The organism is Bradyrhizobium sp. Pha-3 (assembly GCF_042258615.1).
In the GTDB taxonomy this organism is placed as follows: domain Bacteria; phylum Pseudomonadota; class Alphaproteobacteria; order Rhizobiales; family Xanthobacteraceae; genus Bradyrhizobium.
Genome location: NZ_CP170152.1, coordinates 5,238,871 through 5,258,416, shown reverse-complemented (window position 1 = coordinate 5,258,416; position 19,546 = coordinate 5,238,871). Strand labels below are relative to the sequence as shown.

20 protein-coding genes are annotated in these 19,546 nt (G+C 64.4%); 11 read left to right on the top strand and 9 right to left on the bottom strand.

All coding sequences use genetic code 11. The features are described from left to right. Positions 1-84: 84 nt before the first annotated feature. Entirely contained in the window at positions 85-390 is a 306-nt protein-coding gene (locus tag ACE10Z_RS25085; protein WP_375783155.1) for a hypothetical protein, read from the bottom strand. A gap of 22 nt (positions 391-412) precedes the next feature. Continuing rightward, positions 413-820 carry a PaaI family thioesterase gene (locus tag ACE10Z_RS25080; protein ID WP_375783154.1) on the bottom strand — a complete coding sequence of 136 codons (408 nt, stop codon included), beginning with the start codon at positions 818-820 and terminating at the stop codon, positions 413-415. A 177-nt stretch (positions 821-997) separates the two neighbouring features. Between ACE10Z_RS25080 and ACE10Z_RS25075 the strand changes: the two genes are divergently transcribed. From ACE10Z_RS25075 to ACE10Z_RS25055, 5 genes are all read left to right on the top strand, one after another. Then, positions 998-1,765 (top strand): AAA family ATPase, encoded by a 768-nt coding sequence (locus ACE10Z_RS25075; protein WP_375783153.1) that lies wholly within the window; start codon positions 998-1,000, stop codon positions 1,763-1,765. A 155-nt stretch (positions 1,766-1,920) separates the two neighbouring features. Continuing rightward, complete coding sequence (locus ACE10Z_RS25070) at positions 1,921-2,460, top strand: SRPBCC family protein (RefSeq protein WP_375783152.1); 540 nt, start codon at positions 1,921-1,923, stop codon at positions 2,458-2,460. Between the two features lie 2 nt (positions 2,461-2,462). Next, on the top strand, positions 2,463-3,401 hold the full coding sequence (locus tag ACE10Z_RS25065; protein ID WP_375783151.1) for a cytochrome D1 domain-containing protein: 939 nt from the start codon (positions 2,463-2,465) through the stop codon (positions 3,399-3,401). Between the two features lie 187 nt (positions 3,402-3,588). Further along, positions 3,589-3,921 (top strand): PRC-barrel domain-containing protein, encoded by a 333-nt coding sequence (locus tag ACE10Z_RS25060; protein ID WP_050400497.1) that lies wholly within the window; start codon positions 3,589-3,591, stop codon positions 3,919-3,921. A gap of 193 nt (positions 3,922-4,114) precedes the next feature. Then, positions 4,115-4,483 (top strand): VOC family protein, encoded by a 369-nt coding sequence (locus ACE10Z_RS25055; protein WP_375783150.1) that lies wholly within the window; start codon positions 4,115-4,117, stop codon positions 4,481-4,483. A 91-nt stretch (positions 4,484-4,574) separates the two neighbouring features. On the opposite strand, the gene uvrA is transcribed toward ACE10Z_RS25055, so the two are convergent. The 4 genes from uvrA to ACE10Z_RS25035 all read right to left on the bottom strand — a co-directional run bounded on the left by uvrA (position 4,575) and on the right by ACE10Z_RS25035 (position 9,775). Further along, complete coding sequence (gene uvrA / locus ACE10Z_RS25050; protein ID WP_375783149.1) at positions 4,575-7,550, bottom strand: excinuclease ABC subunit UvrA; 2,976 nt, start codon at positions 7,548-7,550, stop codon at positions 4,575-4,577. A gap of 245 nt (positions 7,551-7,795) precedes the next feature. Then, positions 7,796-8,395, bottom strand: coding sequence for an outer membrane protein (locus tag ACE10Z_RS25045; RefSeq protein ID WP_375783148.1), 600 nt, complete (start codon positions 8,393-8,395; stop codon positions 7,796-7,798). 294 nt (positions 8,396-8,689) lie between these two features. Beyond that, positions 8,690-9,016 carry an outer membrane protein gene (locus ACE10Z_RS25040; RefSeq protein ID WP_375783147.1) on the bottom strand — a complete coding sequence of 109 codons (327 nt, stop codon included), beginning with the start codon at positions 9,014-9,016 and terminating at the stop codon, positions 8,690-8,692. Positions 9,017-9,031: 15 nt separating this feature from the next. After that, complete coding sequence (locus ACE10Z_RS25035) at positions 9,032-9,775, bottom strand: outer membrane protein (RefSeq protein WP_375783146.1); 744 nt, start codon at positions 9,773-9,775, stop codon at positions 9,032-9,034. 445 nt (positions 9,776-10,220) lie between these two features. Here ACE10Z_RS25035 and ACE10Z_RS25030 point away from each other — a divergent pair, with 445 nt between their 5' ends. The 3 genes from ACE10Z_RS25030 to gyrA all read left to right on the top strand — a co-directional run bounded on the left by ACE10Z_RS25030 (position 10,221) and on the right by gyrA (position 14,334). After that, a complete protein-coding gene (locus tag ACE10Z_RS25030) occupies positions 10,221-10,715 on the top strand; it encodes a single-stranded DNA-binding protein (protein ID WP_097672149.1) in 495 nt (164 codons plus the stop codon). Positions 10,716-10,971: 256 nt separating this feature from the next. Next, positions 10,972-11,370, top strand: a complete 399-nt coding sequence (locus tag ACE10Z_RS25025) for a DUF2306 domain-containing protein (RefSeq protein WP_375783145.1) — start codon at positions 10,972-10,974, stop codon at positions 11,368-11,370. 234 nt (positions 11,371-11,604) lie between these two features. Then, entirely contained in the window at positions 11,605-14,334 is a 2,730-nt protein-coding gene (gyrA, locus tag ACE10Z_RS25020; protein WP_375783144.1) for a DNA gyrase subunit A, read from the top strand. 413 nt (positions 14,335-14,747) lie between these two features. On the opposite strand, the gene ACE10Z_RS25015 is transcribed toward gyrA, so the two are convergent. Further along, positions 14,748-14,927 (bottom strand): hypothetical protein, encoded by a 180-nt coding sequence (locus ACE10Z_RS25015; RefSeq protein WP_375783143.1) that lies wholly within the window; start codon positions 14,925-14,927, stop codon positions 14,748-14,750. Positions 14,928-15,171: 244 nt separating this feature from the next. On the opposite strand from ACE10Z_RS25015, the gene ACE10Z_RS25010 reads away from it, so the two are divergent. Both ACE10Z_RS25010 and ACE10Z_RS25005 read left to right on the top strand, forming a co-directional pair. After that, positions 15,172-15,981 carry a transglutaminase family protein gene (locus ACE10Z_RS25010; protein ID WP_375783142.1) on the top strand — a complete coding sequence of 270 codons (810 nt, stop codon included), beginning with the start codon at positions 15,172-15,174 and terminating at the stop codon, positions 15,979-15,981. Beyond that, the gene (locus tag ACE10Z_RS25005) at positions 15,978-16,169 is read left to right on the top strand and encodes a hypothetical protein (RefSeq protein WP_375783141.1); all 192 of its coding nucleotides are present in this window, start codon (positions 15,978-15,980) and stop codon (positions 16,167-16,169) included. The genes ACE10Z_RS25010 and ACE10Z_RS25005 overlap by 4 nt, the downstream gene beginning before the upstream one ends. Positions 16,170-16,282: 113 nt before the next feature. Here ACE10Z_RS25005 and ACE10Z_RS25000 read toward each other — a convergent pair whose 3' ends face one another. Both ACE10Z_RS25000 and ACE10Z_RS24995 read right to left on the bottom strand, forming a co-directional pair. Then, positions 16,283-18,181 (bottom strand): potassium transporter Kup, encoded by a 1,899-nt coding sequence (locus ACE10Z_RS25000; RefSeq protein WP_375789914.1) that lies wholly within the window; start codon positions 18,179-18,181, stop codon positions 16,283-16,285. 312 nt (positions 18,182-18,493) lie between these two features. Further along, complete coding sequence (locus tag ACE10Z_RS24995; protein ID WP_375783140.1) at positions 18,494-18,751, bottom strand: hypothetical protein; 258 nt, start codon at positions 18,749-18,751, stop codon at positions 18,494-18,496. Positions 18,752-19,018: 267 nt separating this feature from the next. Between ACE10Z_RS24995 and coaD the strand changes: the two genes are divergently transcribed. Then, on the top strand, positions 19,019-19,516 hold the full coding sequence (gene coaD, locus ACE10Z_RS24990) for a pantetheine-phosphate adenylyltransferase (RefSeq protein WP_375783139.1): 498 nt from the start codon (positions 19,019-19,021) through the stop codon (positions 19,514-19,516). The last annotated feature ends 30 nt before the right edge of the window (positions 19,517-19,546 follow it).

Below are 19,546 nucleotides of genomic sequence, written 5' to 3'. Positions count from 1 at the left end.
TTGAGCCGAGAGGCCGCGGCGTACTGGATCGCCCGGTCGAGCCGGGCGATGACAGGTGTGGTGAGGACGCAGTTTCGCATTCGCTCACCGCCGCTTGCGGACATGGATGTTGATGTCGAGGTCGATCGCACTGACACCGGTCTGCTCGGTGCGGTGCGAGCCGCCCTCGCGCCAGGGGCCCTTGCGCAAGCTGATCGCGGTCACGTGGGCGAGCCGCAGGCAGCGCCATTGCGGCAGCTTGCCCGAACTCTCGCCCGCGAATTGCCAGGCCAGCACGACCTCGTCACCGCTCTTGTTGCGGCCGATGATCTGCGGGCAGAGCTCGCGCGGCCGGCCATCATAGATGCAGACCGCTTGCTGCTCGGTGAGGATCGCCTTGCGCAAGAGCATTTAGGTGCGACTTGGCATCGGCTCAGTCGTCGAACACGCGGAAGACGGCGGCGGCTGTCACCAACAGTCTGTCGCCGGCGAAGGCTTCAGCATCGACGAAGGCGAAGGTCCGCGTCACCTTTTTCACCGTCGTGCGGCCGATGATCCATGGACCCGGCGCGGCGCCGCCGACGAAGCGGGTGTCCAGCGAAACGGTCGCGCATTTGCGTTTCGTTGCCATGAACACGGCACTGCCAAGGGCGGTATCGAGAAAGCCGAGGATCGCCCCGCCATGAATGTAGCCGTAGGGATTGCCGTGCCGGTCGTCGCTCTGAAACCCCCATTCAGGTGCGGCGTCGCCCGTCTCGCGGCAGTAGTAGGGGCCATTATGGTCGATGAACCCTGGGCGGCTCGGCAGGAGCTTGAACCCTTCTGGAGGCGAGGTTGTCATTTCGGGAATCCCAACAAGGCTTGCTGATTCCGCGTCGTATGCGCGGGACGCTGAACCTAGCATTGTGCGCAGACGTGCGCGCCAGACCAGTCCGCGTGTTCCCGTTGTGTTCTTGACGGCTTCACCTCTATCTGGGATCGTGGTTGGCGCCGCGGCGGAGTGCCGGAAGCAGGACGAATGGCCAGAGCACGACATCGCCCGATCAACATGCCCGCGCCGTATCTCGGGCGGGTCTGGCTCGATCCCGAGCGCATTCCCAATCGCAACGCATATCCGTTCGTGCTGCCGCTGCTGCGCGACGAATTCGAACTCAGCTTCGACAAGGCGATCACCATCATCGTCGGCGAGAACGGCACCGGCAAGTCGACGCTGCTGGAAGGCATCGCCGTGATGGCGGGCTATGACGACGCCGGCGGCGGCAAGGGCTATCGCGCGGTCGACCACAGCAATGTCGTGGAGAAGATGGGCGGCTCGCTTGCGTCAGCGCTTCGCGCGAGCTGGCTGCCCAAGATCACCAACGGCTGGTTCTTTCGGGCGGAAAGCTTCTTTTCGGTCGCGCGTTATCTGGATCAGGCAGCGGTTGACGTCCGAGACCTGCCGCCGAACTTCCTGTCCTATTCCCACGGCGAGGGTTTCCTGCGCTTCTTCGAGGAGCGCTGCCAGCGGCAGGGCATCTTCATCTTCGACGAGCCGGAATCCGCGCTGTCGCCGTCACGGCAGATCGAATTCCTCAAGCTGCTGCACCGGATGAACGGTACCGGCCACTGCCAGGTGATCATGGCGACGCATGCGCCGGTCCTGATGGCGTATCCCGACGCGACGCTGCTGCGGCTGAGCAAATACGGGCTCGAGCCGGTCAGCCTGCGGGAGACCGATCACTACCGGCTGATGCGCGAGTTCTGCGACGATCCGAACGGGTTCGTCGAGGCGGCGATCGAGGATTGACGCCGATCCCGGCCGCTTGCCTCCCGGGGAAGCCGCCGGCGGCGACTTCGCTCTGGTGCAAGAAGCGGGTCGCCGACCTGGTCTAGAACCTCCAATCATAAACTGCGGCATGCGCCAGGCGGCGCATGATCGACAGACATCGGGAGAGAGCAAGGATGAGGCTGACGATCGCGAGGGTTGGCGTGGTGGTGGCGGCATTGGCCGTATTGGGGGCCGCCTGGGCCCACGGGCCGACCCGCCAGAAGGTGCGGGAATCCATCGAGATCGACGCGCCGCAGGCCAAGGTGTGGGCGGTGATCGGCAATTTCCAGGACATGAGCTGGCTTGCCGGTGTCGCCAAGACCGAGGGCGAGAAGGGCAACGAGATCGGCGCCACGCGGCGGCTGACCCTGGCGCCCGGCATTACCATTGACGAGGAGCTCTACAAATACGAGCCCGAGATGATGAGCTATTCGTACCGGATCACGGCGGTCGACGTGAAGGTGCTGCCGGTCACCAATTACTCCTCGACGCTGTCGGTGTCGCCGGCGGCCGGCGGCAAGGCGAAGCTGGAATGGGCCGGCGCGTTCTATCGCGGCTTTCCCAACAACGATCCGCCGCCGGAGCTGAACGACGAGGCCGCGGTGAAGGCGGTGAGCGAGCTGTACAGGGGCGGGCTGGCGGCGCTGAAGAAGAAGATCGAGAGCGGTAGCTGAGCATGCGCGCGATCGCGCTGCTGGCGCTGCTCGCCGGCTTCAGTGGCGCGCGCGCCGAGGAGGCCTTCGTCACCAACCAGCTCAGCGACGATCTGACGGTCGTCGATCTTGCGACCTCGAAGCCGGTCGCGACGATCGCGATCGGCGGCAAGCCCGCGGGTGTTGCCGTCAGCCGTGACGGCCGCTTCGCCTATGTGACGAGCCCGGACGCCAAGGCGGTCACGGTGGTCGACGCGTCGGCGCGAATGGTGGTCGGCCGCATCGACGTCGGCGGCGGCCCGCTCGGCATCGCGGTGGCCCCCGACGGTGCGACGGTCTATGTCGCCGACTGGTACGCCGCCGCGGTGCGGGTGATCGATGCCAGGCAGCAGCGCGTCGTCGGCAGTCTTGCGGTCGGCGCATCGCCGTCCGGGCTTGCCGTGACGCCGGACGGGCGGCTCTTGCTCTCGGCCGACCGCGACGACGACAGCGTGTCGATAACAGACATTTCCGCGCATGAGCGGCGAGGGGTCGTCAAGGTCGGGACCCGTCCGTTCGGCGTCACCATCGATGCCGAGGGCAAGCGCGCCTACACCGCCAATGTCGGCTCCGACGACGTCTCGGTGATCGACATCCTGACCGCCCGCGAGATCGGCCGCGTCCATGTCGGCCTGCGTCCCTACGCCGTGGCGCTGGCGCAGGGCCGCGGCTTCGTCACCGACCAGTATGACGGCAAGGTCAGCGTGTTCGACCTCGCGACATTGCAGCCGGTGAAGCGGATCACGGTCGGGGACTACCCCGAAGGCATCGAGGCGACGGCGGACGGCAAGCGCGTCCTGGTCGCGAACTGGGAGAGCAACACGCTGAGTGTGATCGATGCCGCCGAGCTGAAGGTCGTCGGCGAGGTCAAGGTCGGTGACGGCCCGAGGGCGTTCGGGGCATTTCTGAGAAGGACAGAGTAGGGACGGTAGGGTGGATTAGCCGACAACGCCCGCCGTAGCTCAACGAGCGAAGGCGGAAGGCGTAACCCGCCGTTGTGGCCGCACGCATCGGCGGATTACGCTTTGCTAATCCGCCCTACGATCTCTGCCACTCGGCATGCGCCGGTGCTATAATCTCGGCCGAACAAGGGAAAACAGGGAGGATGCCATGCATCATACCTTGGTGCCCAGCGACCGCGTCGAGCATGTCTGTGTGTTCGGGCGCGATGGCTCAAAACTCGGATCGATCGAGCGGCTGATGCTCGACAAGGTAAGCGGAACGGTGGCCTACGCCGTGATCAAGACCGGTGGCGTGCTCAGCAGCCACCACCATTATCCGGTCAAGTGGACAGCCTTGAAATTCGATCCCGCGCGCCAGGCCTTCGAGGCCGAGGTGACGCTGGACGATCTGCGAACCGGTCCGTCCGAGTTCGACGGCGACGAATTCGATTGGGGCGACCGCTCGCACGCGTACACGCACCCGAATTATTGGGCGGTGTAGGGCCGGGGTGAGGGGACGGTTGTTGTAGCCCGCATGCGCCAACGGGTCGCGCGAACGCGCGCCCGATGACAGGCTCCGCGACATGCGGGACAGAGGTCGACGACTACGAGAGGGCCCCCGGATATCGCTTCGCTCATCCGGGCTACCGCTCTAATCGACGACGCATCGGCGTGGCCTAGGCAAAAGCAGACACATGTCCCAATTCAAGCCCGCCGGCTGGCCTTCCGTCATACCGCGAATTGTCACGCGCGACCTCACCGGCTTGGCCGGATTCCTAAGCGACGTCTTCGAAGCGGAGGGCGAAGTTCGATCCGGAGCGCCAACGGAAATTCGGATCGGAGACTCGATCATCCTGATCAGCGACGGCGGAGGCGTGCGAGACGCCATACCGGCCTTTCTCTATGTTTATGTTGAGAACGCGGACGAGACCTATCGGCGTGCGATCGCGGCAGGCGCGGAATCGATCGAGATGCCTGCGGATACGCCTTATGGCGACAGGCGCGCGATGGTCCGGGATTCCTGGGCCAACGTCTGGCAGATAGCCACGTACCGCGGTCGGTGACTCGTCGTCCGTAGATGGGTTTCGCTTCGCTCTACCGATCCTACGCACTCACCCGGAAAAGACCCGCACGCACCGCCCGCGCGCGATGCGGCTACTCCGCCGCCTCGCTCGCTGAGCTCTTCCGCGGCTTGCTGTTCGCCTTCTTCAGCACCGGCGCCAAAAACTTGCCGGTGTAGCTCCTCGGCGCTTTCACGATGTCCTCCGGCGGGCCCCAGGCGACGATCTCGCCGCCGCCGTCGCCGCCTTCGGGGCCGAGGTCGATCACCCAGTCGGCGGTCTTGATGACTTCGAGATTGTGCTCGATCACCACGACGGTGTTGCCCTGGGCAACCAGCTCGTGCAGCACCTCCAGAAGTTTTGCGACGTCGTGGAAGTGCAGGCCGGTGGTCGGCTCGTCCAGGATGTAGAGCGTGCGGCCGGTGGCGCGCTTTGACAATTCCTTCGCCAGCTTGACGCGCTGGGCCTCGCCGCCCGACAGCGTGGTGGCCTGCTGGCCAACATGGATGTAGTCGAGGCCGACGCGGTGCAGGGTCTGGAAGGTCTCGCGCACGCGCGGCACCGCCTTGAAGAACTCGGCGGCTTCCTCGACGGTCATGTCGAGCACGTCGGCGATGCTCTTGCCCTTGAACAGCACCTCGAGGGTCTCGCGGTTGTAGCGCTTGCCCTTGCAGGTGTCGCAGGTGACGTAGACGTCGGGCAGGAAGTGCATCTCGATCTTGATGACGCCGTCGCCCTGGCAGGCCTCGCAGCGGCCGCCCTTGACGTTGAACGAGAAGCGCCCGGGCTCGTAGCCGCGCGCCTTCGCCTCGGGGAGGCCGGCGAACCATTCGCGGATCGGCGTGAAGGCGCCGGTATAAGTCGCGGGGTTCGAACGCGGCGTGCGGCCGATCGGCGACTGGTCGATGTCGATGATCTTGTCGATGTGCTCGAGGCCCTCGATGCGGTCGTGCGGGGCGGCGCCTTCGCTTGCATTGTTCAGCTTGCGGGCGATCGACTTGTAGAGCGTGTCGATCAGCAGGGTCGACTTGCCGCCGCCGGAGACGCCGGTCACGCAGGTGAACAGGCCGAGCGGGATCTCGGCCGAGACGTTCTTCAGATTGTTGCCGCGGGCATTGATGACCTTGATGGTGCGCCGGTGGTTCGGCGGCCGCCGGTCGGGGACGGGCACCGAAAGCTCGCCGGTGAGATACTTGCCGGTCAGCGATTTCGGGTTGCGCATGATCTGGTCGGGCGTGCCTTCGGCGACGATGTGGCCGCCATGCATGCCGGCGCCGGGGCCGATGTCGAGTACATAGTCGGCGAGGCGGATGGCGTCCTCGTCATGCTCGACCACGACCACGGTATTGCCGAGATCGCGCAGCCGCTTCAGCGTGTCGAGCAGGCGGGCGTTGTCGCGCTGGTGCAGGCCGATCGACGGCTCGTCCAGCACGTAGAGCACGCCGGTCAGGCCCGAGCCGATCTGCGAGGCGAGGCGGATGCGCTGGCTCTCGCCGCCGGACAGCGTGCCTGACGAGCGCGACAGCGTCAGGTAGTTGAGGCCGACGTCGAGCAGGAAGGTCAGGCGCTCGCGGATTTCCTTCAGGATGCGCGTCGCGATCTCGTTCTGCTGCGCATTCAGCGCTTCCGGCACCGTCTCGAACCATTCGCCGGCGCGCTTGACCGAGAGCTCCGAGATCTCGCCGATATGCTTGCCGCCGATCTTGACGCACAGCGCCTCGGGCTTCAGCCGATAGCCGTTACAGCCGGCGCAGGGCACGTCGGAGAAATACTTGCCGAGCTCCTCGCGCGCCCATTCGCTTTCGGTCTCGCGGTAGCGGCGGTTGATGTTGGTGACGACGCCCTCGAACGGCTTCTTGGTGTCGTAGGAGCGGACGCCGTCCTCATAGGAGAACTTGATCTCGTCGTCGCCCGAGCCGTGCAGCAGCGCGGCCTGCACCTTCTTGGTCAGGTCCTTCCACTTGGTGTCGAGCGTGAACTTGTAGTGCTTGCCGAGCGCGGTCAGGGTTTGGATGTAATAGGGCGAGGACGACTTCGCCCACGGCGCGATCGCGCCCTTGCGCAAGGTCAGCTCCTTGTCGGGGATGACCAGGTCCTCGTCGATATGCTGTTCGACGCCGAGGCCGCCGCAGGCGGGACACGCGCCATAGGGGTTGTTGAACGAGAACAGGCGCGGCTCGATCTCGGGGATCGTGAAGCCGGACACCGGACAGGCGAACTTCTCCGAGAACAGGATGCGCTCGGGTCCGCTCTTGTCGTGGATCTTCGCGGTCTTCTTCTTGTCTTCGGTGGCGGCCGCTGCGGGCGCGTCGGCGTATTCGATCACGGCGAGGCCCTCGGCGAGCTTCAGCGCGGTCTCAAAACTTTCCGCGAGGCGCTGGGCGAGATCGGGGCGCACCACGATGCGATCGACCACGACATCGATGTCGTGCGGGAATTTCTTGTCGAGCGCGGGAGCCTCCGACAGCTCATAAAAGGTGCCGTCGATCTTGACGCGCTGAAAACCCTTCTTGAGGTACTCGGCGAGCTCCTTCTTGTACTCGCCCTTGCGGCCGCGCACGACCGGCGCCAGCAGATAGAGGCGGGTGCCTTCGGGCAGCGCCAGCACGCGGTCGACCATCTGCGAGACGATCTGGCTCTCGATCGGTAGCCCCGTGGCGGGCGAATAGGGCACGCCGACGCGCGCCCACAGCAGGCGCATGTAGTCGTAGATCTCGGTGACGGTGCCGACGGTGGAGCGCGGATTCTTCGACGTGGTCTTCTGCTCGATCGAGATTGCCGGCGACAGGCCGTCGATCTGGTCGACATCCGGCTTCTGCATCATCTCGAGGAACTGGCGCGCATAGGCCGACAGCGACTCGACGTAGCGGCGCTGGCCCTCGGCGTAGATGGTGTCGAATGCGAGCGACGACTTGCCGGAGCCGGACAGGCCGGTGAACACCACGAGCTTGTCGCGCGGAATCTCGACGTCGATGTTCTTCAGATTGTGTTCGCGCGCGCCGCGGATCGTGATGGCGCGCGATGAGGAGCCGGCGTTCTGTTGGCGCTTCGCCTTGAGCACTTCATCCATAGCGACATTTCCGGGCGCATGATCGGGCGCCTTTTGGGCGCGCATCGCCGGTGCTGCCGGGACCTTGCGCCGATGGGTGAGAAGACTGGAACGTAGGAAGAACGGCCGACAATTTCCAGTGCTGAGTCGCGTCCATCAACGGATAGTTTGCCTGATGGCAGCAGCCGTCAGCAGGACCCGGTTCCGGCAACGAAAAAGGCCGGCGCGAGGCCGGCCTTTCCGAGACCATGAGGTCTGCTTTTCGCTCAGTACTTGGCGACGATCGGGCCGCCGAAGTGATAGTTCACGCCGAACTGCACGGTGTGCAGGTTGATGTCGGCAGACCGAATGCCGAAGTAGGTCTCGCCGCCGAGGCTGCGATACAGGTACTCGCCCTTGATCGACCACTGTGGCGCGATGAACGCCTCGATGCCGGCGCCGACCGTCCAGCCGGAGTGGAAGTTGCTCTGCGAGACGCTCACGCCGCCAGCGCTGAGGGTGAGCTTGTTGTCGGCCCAGGCGTAGCCGCCGGTGCCGTAGAACAGCACCTTGTCGACGGCGAAGCCGATGCGGCCGCGCGCGGTGCCGAGCGAGTCGATCTTGCTCGTCGCGGTGATGCCGAAAGCGGTAGCGGACGCATTGACGTCAGCCCAGGCGCCGTCAGCCTCGAGGCCGTACACGATGTTGCCGGCCTGCCAATTGTAGCCGATGGTGCCGCCGCCGAAGCCGCCTTCCATCTTCGGGTTGCCGGAGTCCTCGCTGGCATAGCCACCGAAGCCACCGATGTAGAAGCCGGTCCAGTTGTAGATCGCGGCCGGCGGCGGAGCCTTCACGTAAGGCGCGCGTGCCGCCATATCGGCGGCCATTGCCGGTGCAATTGCGCTGAGAGCAAACAAGCCGGCCGATGCCAGCAAAACATTCCTGATTTTCAAAGTCCCAGTCCCATTTTCTTGTTGTCCCTTCAAACATTGAAGGGAACGTCACAGCCCTGTCGTGTGACGCTCGCGTGTTTCTACATAGAAATCTTGGAAGTTGTGTATCCGTGAAACCACAATGCGCGAAAAATGGCCCGGAGAGGCGCGCTTGCGCGCAACGAAAGAGCCGGCGCAAGGCCGGCTCTGGTGTTCGCTATGCAGTTGCAGCGCGCGGCCGCCGGTAGCTCAGTATTTCGCTGACACGACCGGGCTCGGCGCGTTGAAGTGATAATTGATGCCGAGCTTGACGGTGTGGAACGTGTCCTTCCACTCGGAGCGATCGTTGATCGCGGGCGTGTACTGGATCGGCGCGACCTTGCCGAGATCGATGTAGTTGTACTCGAGCTTGGCCGACCAGTTGGCGGCGAACGTGTCTTCGACGCCGGCGCCGGCGGTCCAACCCCAGCGCGTGTCGCTGGCCGAGACCGCCCGGCATTGTAGCGGTGGAGGACGTCGCCGACCGGACCGCGCAAACAAAAGGCCGGCGCGAAGCCGGCCTTTCGTCTGGATCAAATCCGTGCCGCGCGATCAGTAGCGCGGAACCACCGGGCCACCCCACTTGTAGTTGACGCGGACGGTGACGAGGTCGACGTCCTGGCGATCGCGGGTGCTGCTGAACGGCGCGCCGGTCGGGGTGGTGAGGTTGTAGGTCTTGTCCTGCATGAACAGGTGGTCGTACTCGACACCGGCGGTCCAGTTCGGCGCGACGCCGACTTCGATGCCGGCACCGATGGTGCCGCCCCAGCGGGTGTCGGTCGCGCGGCCGGCAAGCACGCCGGTCGGCGTGAAGTAGGTGCTGAAACGATTGTCGGTCAGCGCCGCACCGCCCTTGGCGTATAGCAGCACGTTGTTGACGGCGTAGCCGATCTGGCCGGTGAACAGGCCGAACGCGTCGATCTTGCTCTGGTTGGTGAGCAGGCCCGGGAACATCGCGCTGTTGTTGCTGCCCTTCAGGTCAGCCCAGTCGCCCTGCGCTTCAAGGCCGAACACCCAGGTGCCAGCCTGCCAGCGATAGCCGATCTGGCCACCGGCAACGCCGCCGGTCGCATCGTGGCAACCATCCGATCCGGTGAAGACGCCGCCCGGGACCTGGTCCCAGCAATTGTGGCTCGAGCCCCAGCCGCCGTTGGCGCCGATGTAGAAGCCGCTCCAGTCATAGACGGCGGCAATCATCGGCGGCGCCTTGGTGTAGGGGCGCGCGGCGAGATCGGCAGCCGCGGCCGGCGCGGCGAACGCAATCAGCGCAACCGTAGCGAGCAAAAACTTCTTCACAATCGAACCCCAGCTCCCCGATCGGCTTCCAAAGGTCCCGAAGCGCGATCTCAGACGCGAGCGCCCGTCTGATGGCTGGTAGCTATACGCTGATTCAACCGGAAGCGCCGTCTCCCAAGTGCAACACTCGCGGAAGAAGTATCGATAGCGCAAGACATTGATTTAGCTACTATTTTCGTAAGGCGTCGGAGCCGGTCGATGGCGGCGGCCGAAATCCGCGGTCGCGCCATCGCCATCGGCCGCCTCTACGACTGGTTGTGGCGAACAAAACTGGAACGGTGCCGGCTGCGGTGCTATATCTCGATAATCGTGGATAACCGCGCGTCGGCGTGGGCGTCGAGCCGGCACCGGCCGTATAGGTCATTCGCGACGCCTGCAAGTAAGTGGCGATGGTTGAGAGTGGTGGCCGATGTCCGGCGCCCGGTTTTTGAGTGGAGATGATGCGATGGCAGGAAGCGTGAACAAGGTGATCCTCGTTGGAAACCTCGGCAAGGATCCGGAGATCCGGCGGACGCAGGACGGCCGTCCGATCGCGAATCTTTCCATCGCCACCTCGGAAACCTGGCGTGACAAGGGCACCGGCGAGCGCAAGGAAAAGACCGAGTGGCACCGCGTCGTGATCTTCAACGAAGGCCTCTGCAAGGTCGCCGAGCAGTATCTGAAGAAGGGCGCCAAGGTGTACATCGAGGGGCAGTTGCAGACCCGCAAATGGACCGACCAGAGCGGCGTCGAGAAGTACTCGACCGAGGTCGTGCTGCAGGGCTTCAACTCCAACCTCACCATGCTCGACGGGCGTGGCGGCGGAGGCGGCAGCTTCGCCGATGATGGCGGCGGCAGCGATTTCGGATCGTCCGGTCCGGTCAGCTCGGCGCCGCGCCGTGCGGTCGCCGCCGGCGGCGGCAGCCGCAACAGCGACATGGACGACGACATCCCGTTCTGACCGCAGGTCGTGCTTCCCACCGTTCACCTGGATGCCGTTCCGTGAAGATCATTTCGCGGAGCGGCGTTGTGATTTGTCGTGGCAGTTTCCTCGTGTGGATTATGAGGATAATTCTCTAAACGACTGTGACGCCTTATTCAACTGAAGGCCGTCGGCGCAAGTTCCCCAGACTTTGACACAGGTCAATGTGAATGATATTTACATTGACCTGTGGCGAGCGACGTCTGGCCGCGAGCTTCACTCGAGGGCTGCCATCATGAGCCTCGCGCCATTGCTCGACGCTGCGCCTGCGATCCCGCTCCACGCCTTTGCCGCGATGGCAGCCTTCGTGCTCGGCTCCATCCAGCTCGCCGCACCGAAGGGCACGCTGCCGCACCGGACGCTGGGCTGGATCTGGGTGATCCTCATGCTCGTGGTCGCCGGGAGTTCGTTCTGGATCCATCAGATCAAGCTCGTGGGCCCGTGGAGCCCGATCCACCTGTTGTCGATCTTCTCGCTGGTCATGCTGGTGCTCGGCGTGACGGCCGCGCGGAGCCACAATGTCCGCAGCCACAAGTTCACGATGATGGGCATTTTCTTCGGCGCACTGGTCATTGCCGGCCTGTTCACCTTCATGCCCGGGCGGATCATGCACGCAGTGGTGTTCGGGCACTGAGGAAAGCGAAATCGCGAATAGTGAGTGGCGAACAGCGAATGGGGGAGCCGGTTCCATTGGCTATTCCCCATTCGCAATTCGCTTCTCGGGCCGGGCCACGACCGGGGCCGCGAACAAGCCCGTAAGTGCATGAAAAAACGAAGGGAAAAACGGCTTGCCGGAGCCGCGCAAGGGTGGTTATCAGGCCTCCGATGGTCTATATGATTCTCCAGCAGAACTGACCGGATTTCCCCTTTGTCCGAACCCGAAGACGACAAGCCCGGCGAACCGCCGGTGCCCTCAGATATTCGTCCCGTTTCCATCCTCGACGAGATGAAGAAGTCCTACCTCGATTACGCGATGAGCGTGATCGTGTCGCGTGCGCTGCCTGATGCGCGCGACGGGCTCAAGCCCGTGCACCGGCGCATCCTCTATTCGATGCACGAGCAGGGACACACGCCGGACAAGAAATACGTCAAGTCCGCGCGCGTCGTCGGCGACGTGATCGGTAAATATCATCCGCATGGCGACCAGTCGATTTACGACGCGATGGTTCGCATGGCGCAGGACTTCTCGCTGCGCGTGCCGCTGATCGACGGCCAGGGCAATTTCGGCTCGGTCGACGGCGATCCGCCGGCGGCCTATCGATATACGGAAGCGCGGCTGACCAAGGCGGCGCTTGCCGTTCTCGCCGACATCGACATGGAGACCGTCGATTTCCAGCCGAACTACGACAACTCGGAGAAAGAGCCGTCGGTTCTGCCGGCCCGGTTCCCGAACCTCCTGGTCAATGGCGCCGGCGGCATCGCCGTCGGCATGGCGACCAACATCCCGCCGCACAATCTCGGCGAGGTCGTCGACGCCTGCGTGGCGCTGATCGACAATCCGGCGCTCACGATCGACGAGTTGATCGACATCATTCCCGGACCGGACTTCCCGACCGGCGGCGTCATCCTGGGGCGCCAGGGCATCCGCTCGGCCTACCATCTCGGCCGCGGCTCGATCGTGATGCGCGGCAAGGTGGCGATCGACACCATTAGGAAAGATCGCGAAGCGATCATCATCACCGAGATTCCCTATCAGGTGAACAAGGCAACGATGGTCGAGCGCATCGCCGATCTCGTGAAAGAGAAGAAGATCGAGGGCATCGGCGACCTGCGCGACGAGTCCGACCGCGACGGCTATCGCGTCGTCATCGAACTGAAGCGCGAAGCGGTGCCCGACGTGGTGCTGAACCAGCTCTACCGGTTCACGCCGCTGCAGACGAATTTCCCGGCCAACATACTGGCGCTGGATTCCGGCCGTCCGCAGACCATGAATCTGAAGGACCTGCTCACCATCTTCGTCGCGTTCCGCGAGCAGGTGGTGACCCGGCGGACCAGGTTCCTGCTCGGCAAGGCCCGTGATCGCGCCCACATTTTGGTCGGCCTCGCGATCGCAGTCGCCAACATCGACGAGATGATCCGTGTCATCCGAACCTCGCCCGATCCGAACACCGCGCGCGAGGCCCTGATGTCGCGCGACTGGCCGGCGCGTGACGTCGAGGCGATGATTACGCTGATCGACGATCCCAGGCATCGCATCAACGATGACGGCACGCTCCGGCTGTCGATGGAGCAGGCCAGGGCCATCCTCGATCTCCGGCTGCAGCGCCTGACCGCACTGGGACGGGACGAGATATCCGAGGAGCTCGACAAGCTCGCGGCCGAGATCGCCGATTATCTCGACATCCTGCGCTCGCGAGCCCGCGTGCAGGGCATCGTCAAGACCGAGCTCGCCGAGGTGAAGCAGCAGTTCGCCACCCCGCGCAAGACCGTGATCATCGAGCAGGAAGGCGAGGTCGAGGACGAGGACCTGATCCAGCGCGAGGACATGGTCGTCACCGTGTCGCATGCGGGCTACGTCAAGCGCGTGCCGCTGTCGACCTACCGGGCGCAGCGCCGCGGCGGCAAGGGCCGCGCCGGCATGCAGACCCGCGACGAGGATTTCGTCTCGCGGCTGTTCGTGGCCTCGACCCATACGCCGGTGCTGTTCTTCTCGTCGCGCGGCCAGGTCTACAAGGAGAAGGTCTGGCGGCTGCCGATGGCCGCGCCAAACGCGCGCGGCAAGGCGCTGATCAACATCCTGCCGCTGGAGCAGGGCGAGCGCATCACCACGATCATGCCGCTGCCGGAGGATGAATCCTCCTGGGGCAATCTCGACGTGATGTTCGCGACCACCAGCGGCACCGTTCGCCGCAACAAGCTGTCCGATTTCGTCGACGTCCGCCGCTCCGGCATCATCGCCATGAAGCTCGGGGAGGGCGAGGCGATCGTCGACGTGCAGATCTGCACCGAGCGTGACGACGTGCTGCTGACCGCCGCCGGCGGGCAATGCATCCGCTTCCCGGTCACCGATGTGCGCGTCTTCACCGGCCGTACCTCGATGGGCGTGCGCGGTATCGCGCTGGCCGAGGCGGACAAGCTGATCTCGCTGGCGATCCTGCGCCATGTCGAGACCACCTCGGACGAGCGCTCGGCCTACCTGAAGATGCGCCGCGCGGTGGCCGGCGAGGCGACGGCCGAGGAGCCCGCGGATGCGGAGGGCGAAGAGGCGTCGAACGACGCAATCCAGCTTTCGCAGGAGCGCTACGCCGAGCTGTCGGCGGCGGAGCAGGTGGTGCTCACCGTCTCCGTCAACGGCTTCGGCAAGCGGACCTCATCCTACGAGTACCGCACCACCGGCCGCGGCGGCAAAGGCATCGTCGCGATGAGCGTCAACAACCGCAACGGCAACCTGGTGGCGTCGTTCCCGGTCGAGGACGCCGACCAGATCATGCTGGTCACCGACAAGGGGCAGCTGATCCGCTGCCCGGTGGCCGACATCCGCGTCGCCGGCCGCTCGACCCAGGGCGTGATCGTGTTCGACACCGCCGAGGACGAGCATGTCGTCTCGGTCGAGCACATTCCGGAGGAAGAGAACGGCGCGAACGGGAACGGCGACTAGGGCCGTTCCCGAACGTGGTTCGTTGCATGCGGCTCGAGGTTGGGGCGCCACGCCCCGCCAGGTTGATTAATGCCTGATTGTTCGGGCGCGCAGGGCCGCGCCTATGCGTCGCTTCGCCGAGCTTCGAGAACGTGCGTCTCTGTTCGTCGAAGGGCGACCCGCTCAGGGCGCCTGGGCGGCAGATAGCATTCTGAACAGAACGCGATCGCCGTCCCGTTGCGCTGTTTCGCGTGACGTCGCGTAGCCGTGCACGAGCTCCAGACCGCCTTCGGAAACATGCCATTTCCAGCGAGTGGGCTCCTTCTGCGCACTCACGATAACTTCCAGGAGGCGAACGCGGGTTTGTTTGGCCATCTTGCCGACATGCGTCTGAGTTGGCATTTGCCCATGCGCCCAATCTGGCTGCGCAGGAGTTACTTCTTCTTCCTCGGCGGGGGAGGATTGATCTCGGCGATCTTGCGCAGGCAATCGGCTTCGGTCTCATGCGGGCCGGTCACGAATGTTCCGCTGACTTTTGTGGAATACCAACCGGACGTCACGCCGAGGCGCACGGACTCTTCGGTCTTGACGTGACGAGGCGAGAGATTTTGCATGAAGCTCTTTCGGTGAGTGCGTTCGAAGCTGTCTTGAACGCACGGAGGAGGCTTTCAACCATCCGACTGGAACATTGGTCGGGTTTCGCCTCGCGCTGGCAAGCCGCGTCGTTCCTGCGCGCGATTGCAGCAAATAGCCAGCACTTTCTCGCGCGATACGGGTATTTGTCCGATCAGGCAGATCGTACCTTGTATACGACCGCATCATAGCCATGTCGGTAGGACAAAGAGGAATGTATTTCGAATGAAGCTTCGCGTCGGATTCGAAATGCACTACGAGTTCCCGCAGCCGACGCCCATGATCATGGTGCTGGGCACGCACTTCACGCGCGCGTCCGATATCATCGTCCCCGACCACCTGACCACCACCCCCGCGGTGCCGATCACGCCGTATCGCGACGGATTCGGCAATTGGTGCAGCCGTATTGTCGCGCCGGCCGGTCCGATGCGTCTGGCGGCCGATGGCGTTGTGCGCGACAGCGGCGAGCCTGATCCCGTGTTTGCTTCGGCCAGCCAGCACGCGGTCGAGGACTTGCCGGCCGACACGCTGGTCTATCTGCTGGGCAGCCGCTATTGCGAGACCGACCGGCTTTCAGAAATCGCATGGAAGCTGTTCGAGGGCACACCTCCGGGCTGGCCGCGGGTCCAGGCCATTTGCGACTTCGTCCATCGCCACATCGCTTTCGGTTACGAGCACGCCCGCGCCACCAAGACGGCGCGGGAGGCCTTCGACGAAGGCAAGGGCGTATGCCGCGACTACGCGCATCTCGCTATTGCCTTCTGCCGCTGCATGAACATTCCGGCGCGCTATTGCACCGGCTATCTCAGCGACATCGGCACCCCGCTGCCCTGGGCGGCTGGTGATTTCGCCGGCTGGTTCGAGGCCTATATCGGCGGCCGCTGGCATATGTTCGATCCGCGCAACAACGTGCCGAGGATCGGCCGGGTTCTGATCGCACAGGGACGGGATGCCTCCGACGTTCCGATCACCCAGACGTTTGGGCCAAACACGCTGATTTCGTTCAAGGTCTGGACCGACGAGGCCGCTTCATGACGCATGATCCCCAAGCCCTCAGTTCGGACGAGTTCGCCTCCCTCGTCGAGGTCGGCAAAGGCGAAGCGCAACGGGAGATTCCCCAATCGCACGGGGAGCGCCTTGTCGGTCTCGGCTACGCAGTCAGACGGCTCGGAGAACTCGGCCTGACCGCATCCGGCGTTCGTCGTCTCGCGGCGGGCGAATAGACCTTAAGCCCCTCGGATGTCCTTGCCCGATTTGGGTCAATGAGGGTCCGTCGATGCAGCATCAACGGTCCCGGATTACGCTTCGCTGCATCCGGGCTACGCGAGCCGCTCGATCAAATCTCGATCTCGGTGCCGAACTCCACCACCTGACCGGTCGGCACGCCGAAGAAGGCCGCGGAGCGCTCGGCGTTGCGCTGCAGGAAGGCGAACAGCGATTCTCGCCACACCCACATGCCCGGAACGTCCTCGCGCGGGATGATGGTTTCACGGCCGATATAGTAGGTCACGTCGGAGAGATCGATGCCGGGCAGCTTGCCCTGCCGGCAGGCGAGCTGCAGCCCTTCGTAGATCGTCGGGTACTGCATGAAGCCGTAGTGCAGGATGATCCGGGTGATACCCGGGCTGATCTCGTTCACGTCGGCGCGTTCCTCGTCGGGAATCCGCGGCCGCTCCTCGATCTGCACGGTGACCAATAGTACGCGCTGATGCAGCACGTGATTGTGCTTGACGAACTGGGTCAGCGCGAGCGGCACGCCGTTGGGGGCCGAGGCCAGGAACACCGCGGTGCCGGGCAGGCGGGCGCTGCACTTGTTGACCGCGGTCTCGATCAGATCCTCTTCGGGCTGGCGCAGCTTGCCGCGCGCCTTCTCGACCAGCTTCACGCCGCCGCGCCAGGTCATCATCAGGAACGCCACGGCAGCCGCGAGCAGCAGCGGGAACCAGCCGCCTTCAAAGAGTTTTTCGGTGTTCGCCGCAAAGAAGATCGCGTCGATGATGAAGAAGAAGCCGTTCACCGCGACCACGATGATCGGCGAATAGCCCCACTGGATCGCGACCAGCGCGGCGAGCAGTGTGGTGATCGCCATCAACAGCGACACTGCGATGCCGTAGGCGCCGGCGAGCGCGTCGGAGGTGCCGAACGCCAGCACCGCGCCGAGCGTGCCGGCCGCGAGCAGCCAGTTCACCAGAGGCACATAGATCTGCCCGATCGCGTCGCTCGTGGTGTGTTGGATATGCATGCGCGGCAGGAAGCCGAGTTGGATCGATTGCTGGGTCAGCGAGAACACGCCGGAGATGATGGCCTGCGAGGCGATCACGGTCGCTACGGTTGCGAGCAGGACGAGCGGGTAATGCGCCCAGTCGGGGGCGAGCTGGAAGAACGGGTTGTCGATCGAATTGGGGTCGTTGATCAGTTCACCGGCCTGGCCGAAATAGTTCAGCACCAGCGCGGGCAGGCAGACGGCGAACCAGGCGAGCCGGATCGGAAAGCGGCCGAAATGCCCCATGTCGGCGTACATCGCCTCGCCGCCGGTGACGGCGAGGAATGCGGCACCGAGGATGGCGAAGCTGACGTGAAAATCCTGATGGATCAGGAAATCGAACGCATAGAACGGGCTCAGCGCAACCAGCACGCCGGGCGCCTTGACGATGCCGTGAATGCCGAGCGCTGCGAGCACGGCGAACCAGAACAGCATCACCGGGCCGAAGATTTTGCCGATGAAGCCGGTGCCCTGCTTCTGCATGAAGAACAGGCCGATCAGGATCACGACGGTGAGCGGCACCACCGCCGGCGTCAGCGAGGGCGCGTCGACCTTGAGGCCTTCGATCGCCGACAGCACTGAAATCGCCGGTGTGATCGCGCCGTCGCCGTAGAGCAGGGCGGCGCCGATCAGGCCGACGACCAGCAGATGGGAGCGCCAGGTGCCGGGCGCCGCATTGCGCGCCGAGAGCAGCGCCAGCAGCGCGACGATACCGCCTTCGCCGCGGTTGTCCGCGCGCAGGATCAGCATCGCGTATTTGACCGAGATGATCAGGATCAGCGCCCACAGGATCAGCGAGACCACGCCGAGCACGGCACTTTGCGTCAGCGGACCACCATGGGCGGCGGCCTTGGCGGCTTCCTTCAGGGCGTAGAGGGGGCTGGTGCCGATGTCGCCGTAGACCACACCCAGGGCACCGAGTGTGACCGCGACCGGGAGCGGACTGCTGGGAGGATGGCCAGAAGAAACGATGGCGGGCGTACTGGTCACGGCAATCCCCTGATGGCTTGCGCCCTCCGGATCATCCTGGCGGGCGCTTTAGACGATAGTCTGCGACGGGACGTCGCAAATTACCATTGGGTTTTGTGTGACGGACTGAGCTTACACCGAACTGACGGGCGGGTTTCCGCTCTGATCGCGCCGGAGCGGCAAGGCGATCGCTTCGGGTTGCTGCGATGGGCAGCTACTTTGCATGGGGTTGTTTTCGATATTTTGGCGACGCCCATGCAACTTGTCGGGATTGGTCGTCTGCATCTGGACCAGTGCCGAGTGTCCTCAAATCACCTACGGGGTACGATCGGCGGTGACGAGGCGGGCTTCGCGAACCACCGTCTTGTTGCCGGCGCTGCGCAGGCAGGAGGCCTCGAAATTCGGCCAGGCCTGCTGCGAGCAGTCCTTGCCGACCGAGTGAATGTCGAGACGGTCGCTCTTGGCCAGCGGCTGCGGGGTGGAGGCTTCCACCTGCGGCGCAAAGCCCGGCAGAACGGTGAGCGCGGCGGCAATGAACGCAGCAACGGTGATAGCGGAAAGTGCCTTGATCATGACGGTCCCTATATGATCGGGCCCCCCGGGCCCGTCGTTTCGTTGTCCAATGTCTACCGGCCGCACGTTTCCTGGTGCCTTCGCCAGGGTGGAAAATGGTTTCATCGCGGGCCGGTTTTGTTTCGTCCGCCAGCGGCCGACGAAACATTCACCCACGTAGACGCTGGCATCCCAGGACTCGTTCACTGGACGAGCAGGTATTTATTTCGCGCGGCGAGCGGAACCTGGGCGGCTTGCCGGGGAGAGCCGGGCGGGTTAGGAGGGACCATGTCCCGTATCGCGATCTATCCCGGCTCCTTCGATCCCGTCACCAACGGCCATCTGGACGTGGTGAAACAGGCCGTCTTCCTCTGCGACCGCCTGATCGTCGCCATCGGCGTCCATCCCGGTAAGAAGCCGCTGTTCTCCACCGAGGAACGGCTGGCCATGGTCCATGAGGTGTTCGACCCGATTGCCCAAAAGGCGGGCTGCGCCTTCGAGGCCTCGACCTATGACAACCTCACGGTCGCGGCCGCGCGCGCGGCCAAGGCCACGCTGATGATTCGCGGCCTGCGCGACGGCACCGATCTCGACTATGAAATGCAGCTGGCCGGCATGAACGAGGCGATGGCGCCCGAGGTGCATACCGTGTTCGTTCCGGCGTCGGTCGCGGTCCGCCCGATCACCGCCACACTGGTGCGCCAAATCGCCCAGATGGGCGGCGACTTCTCTGCATTCGTGCCGTCATCAGTCGCCGCTAGCCTGAAGGCCAAGTTCGCCGGCTGATGCCGGTGGCTTGCCACACCCAGAACGTCA

Excerpts from the sequence above, each read along its gene's own strand:
- ACE10Z_RS25055 (WP_375783150.1), top strand. The coding sequence starts at position 4,115 with ATGTCCCAATTCAAGCCCGCCGGCTGGCCTTCCGTCATACCGCGAATT.
- ACE10Z_RS25080 (WP_375783154.1), bottom strand. The coding sequence starts at position 820 with ATGACAACCTCGCCTCCAGAAGGGTTCAAGCTCCTGCCGAGCCGCCCA.
- ACE10Z_RS25030 (WP_097672149.1), top strand. The coding sequence starts at position 10,221 with ATGGCAGGAAGCGTGAACAAGGTGATCCTCGTTGGAAACCTCGGCAAG.
- uvrA (WP_375783149.1), bottom strand. The coding sequence starts at position 7,550 with ATGGATGAAGTGCTCAAGGCGAAGCGCCAACAGAACGCCGGCTCCTCA.
- ACE10Z_RS25025 (WP_375783145.1), top strand. The coding sequence starts at position 10,972 with ATGAGCCTCGCGCCATTGCTCGACGCTGCGCCTGCGATCCCGCTCCAC.
- coaD (WP_375783139.1), top strand. The coding sequence starts at position 19,019 with ATGTCCCGTATCGCGATCTATCCCGGCTCCTTCGATCCCGTCACCAAC.
- ACE10Z_RS25005 (WP_375783141.1), top strand. The coding sequence starts at position 15,978 with ATGACGCATGATCCCCAAGCCCTCAGTTCGGACGAGTTCGCCTCCCTC.
- ACE10Z_RS25010 (WP_375783142.1), top strand. The coding sequence starts at position 15,172 with ATGAAGCTTCGCGTCGGATTCGAAATGCACTACGAGTTCCCGCAGCCG.
- ACE10Z_RS25015 (WP_375783143.1), bottom strand. The coding sequence starts at position 14,927 with ATGCAAAATCTCTCGCCTCGTCACGTCAAGACCGAAGAGTCCGTGCGC.
- ACE10Z_RS25085 (WP_375783155.1), bottom strand. The coding sequence starts at position 390 with ATGCTCTTGCGCAAGGCGATCCTCACCGAGCAGCAAGCGGTCTGCATC.
- ACE10Z_RS25065 (WP_375783151.1), top strand. The coding sequence starts at position 2,463 with ATGCGCGCGATCGCGCTGCTGGCGCTGCTCGCCGGCTTCAGTGGCGCG.
- ACE10Z_RS25045 (WP_375783148.1), bottom strand. The coding sequence starts at position 8,395 with ATGGCCGCCGATATGGCGGCACGCGCGCCTTACGTGAAGGCTCCGCCG.
- ACE10Z_RS25070 (WP_375783152.1), top strand. The coding sequence starts at position 1,921 with ATGAGGCTGACGATCGCGAGGGTTGGCGTGGTGGTGGCGGCATTGGCC.
- ACE10Z_RS24995 (WP_375783140.1), bottom strand. The coding sequence starts at position 18,751 with ATGATCAAGGCACTTTCCGCTATCACCGTTGCTGCGTTCATTGCCGCC.
- ACE10Z_RS25075 (WP_375783153.1), top strand. The coding sequence starts at position 998 with ATGGCCAGAGCACGACATCGCCCGATCAACATGCCCGCGCCGTATCTC.
- ACE10Z_RS25060 (WP_050400497.1), top strand. The coding sequence starts at position 3,589 with ATGCATCATACCTTGGTGCCCAGCGACCGCGTCGAGCATGTCTGTGTG.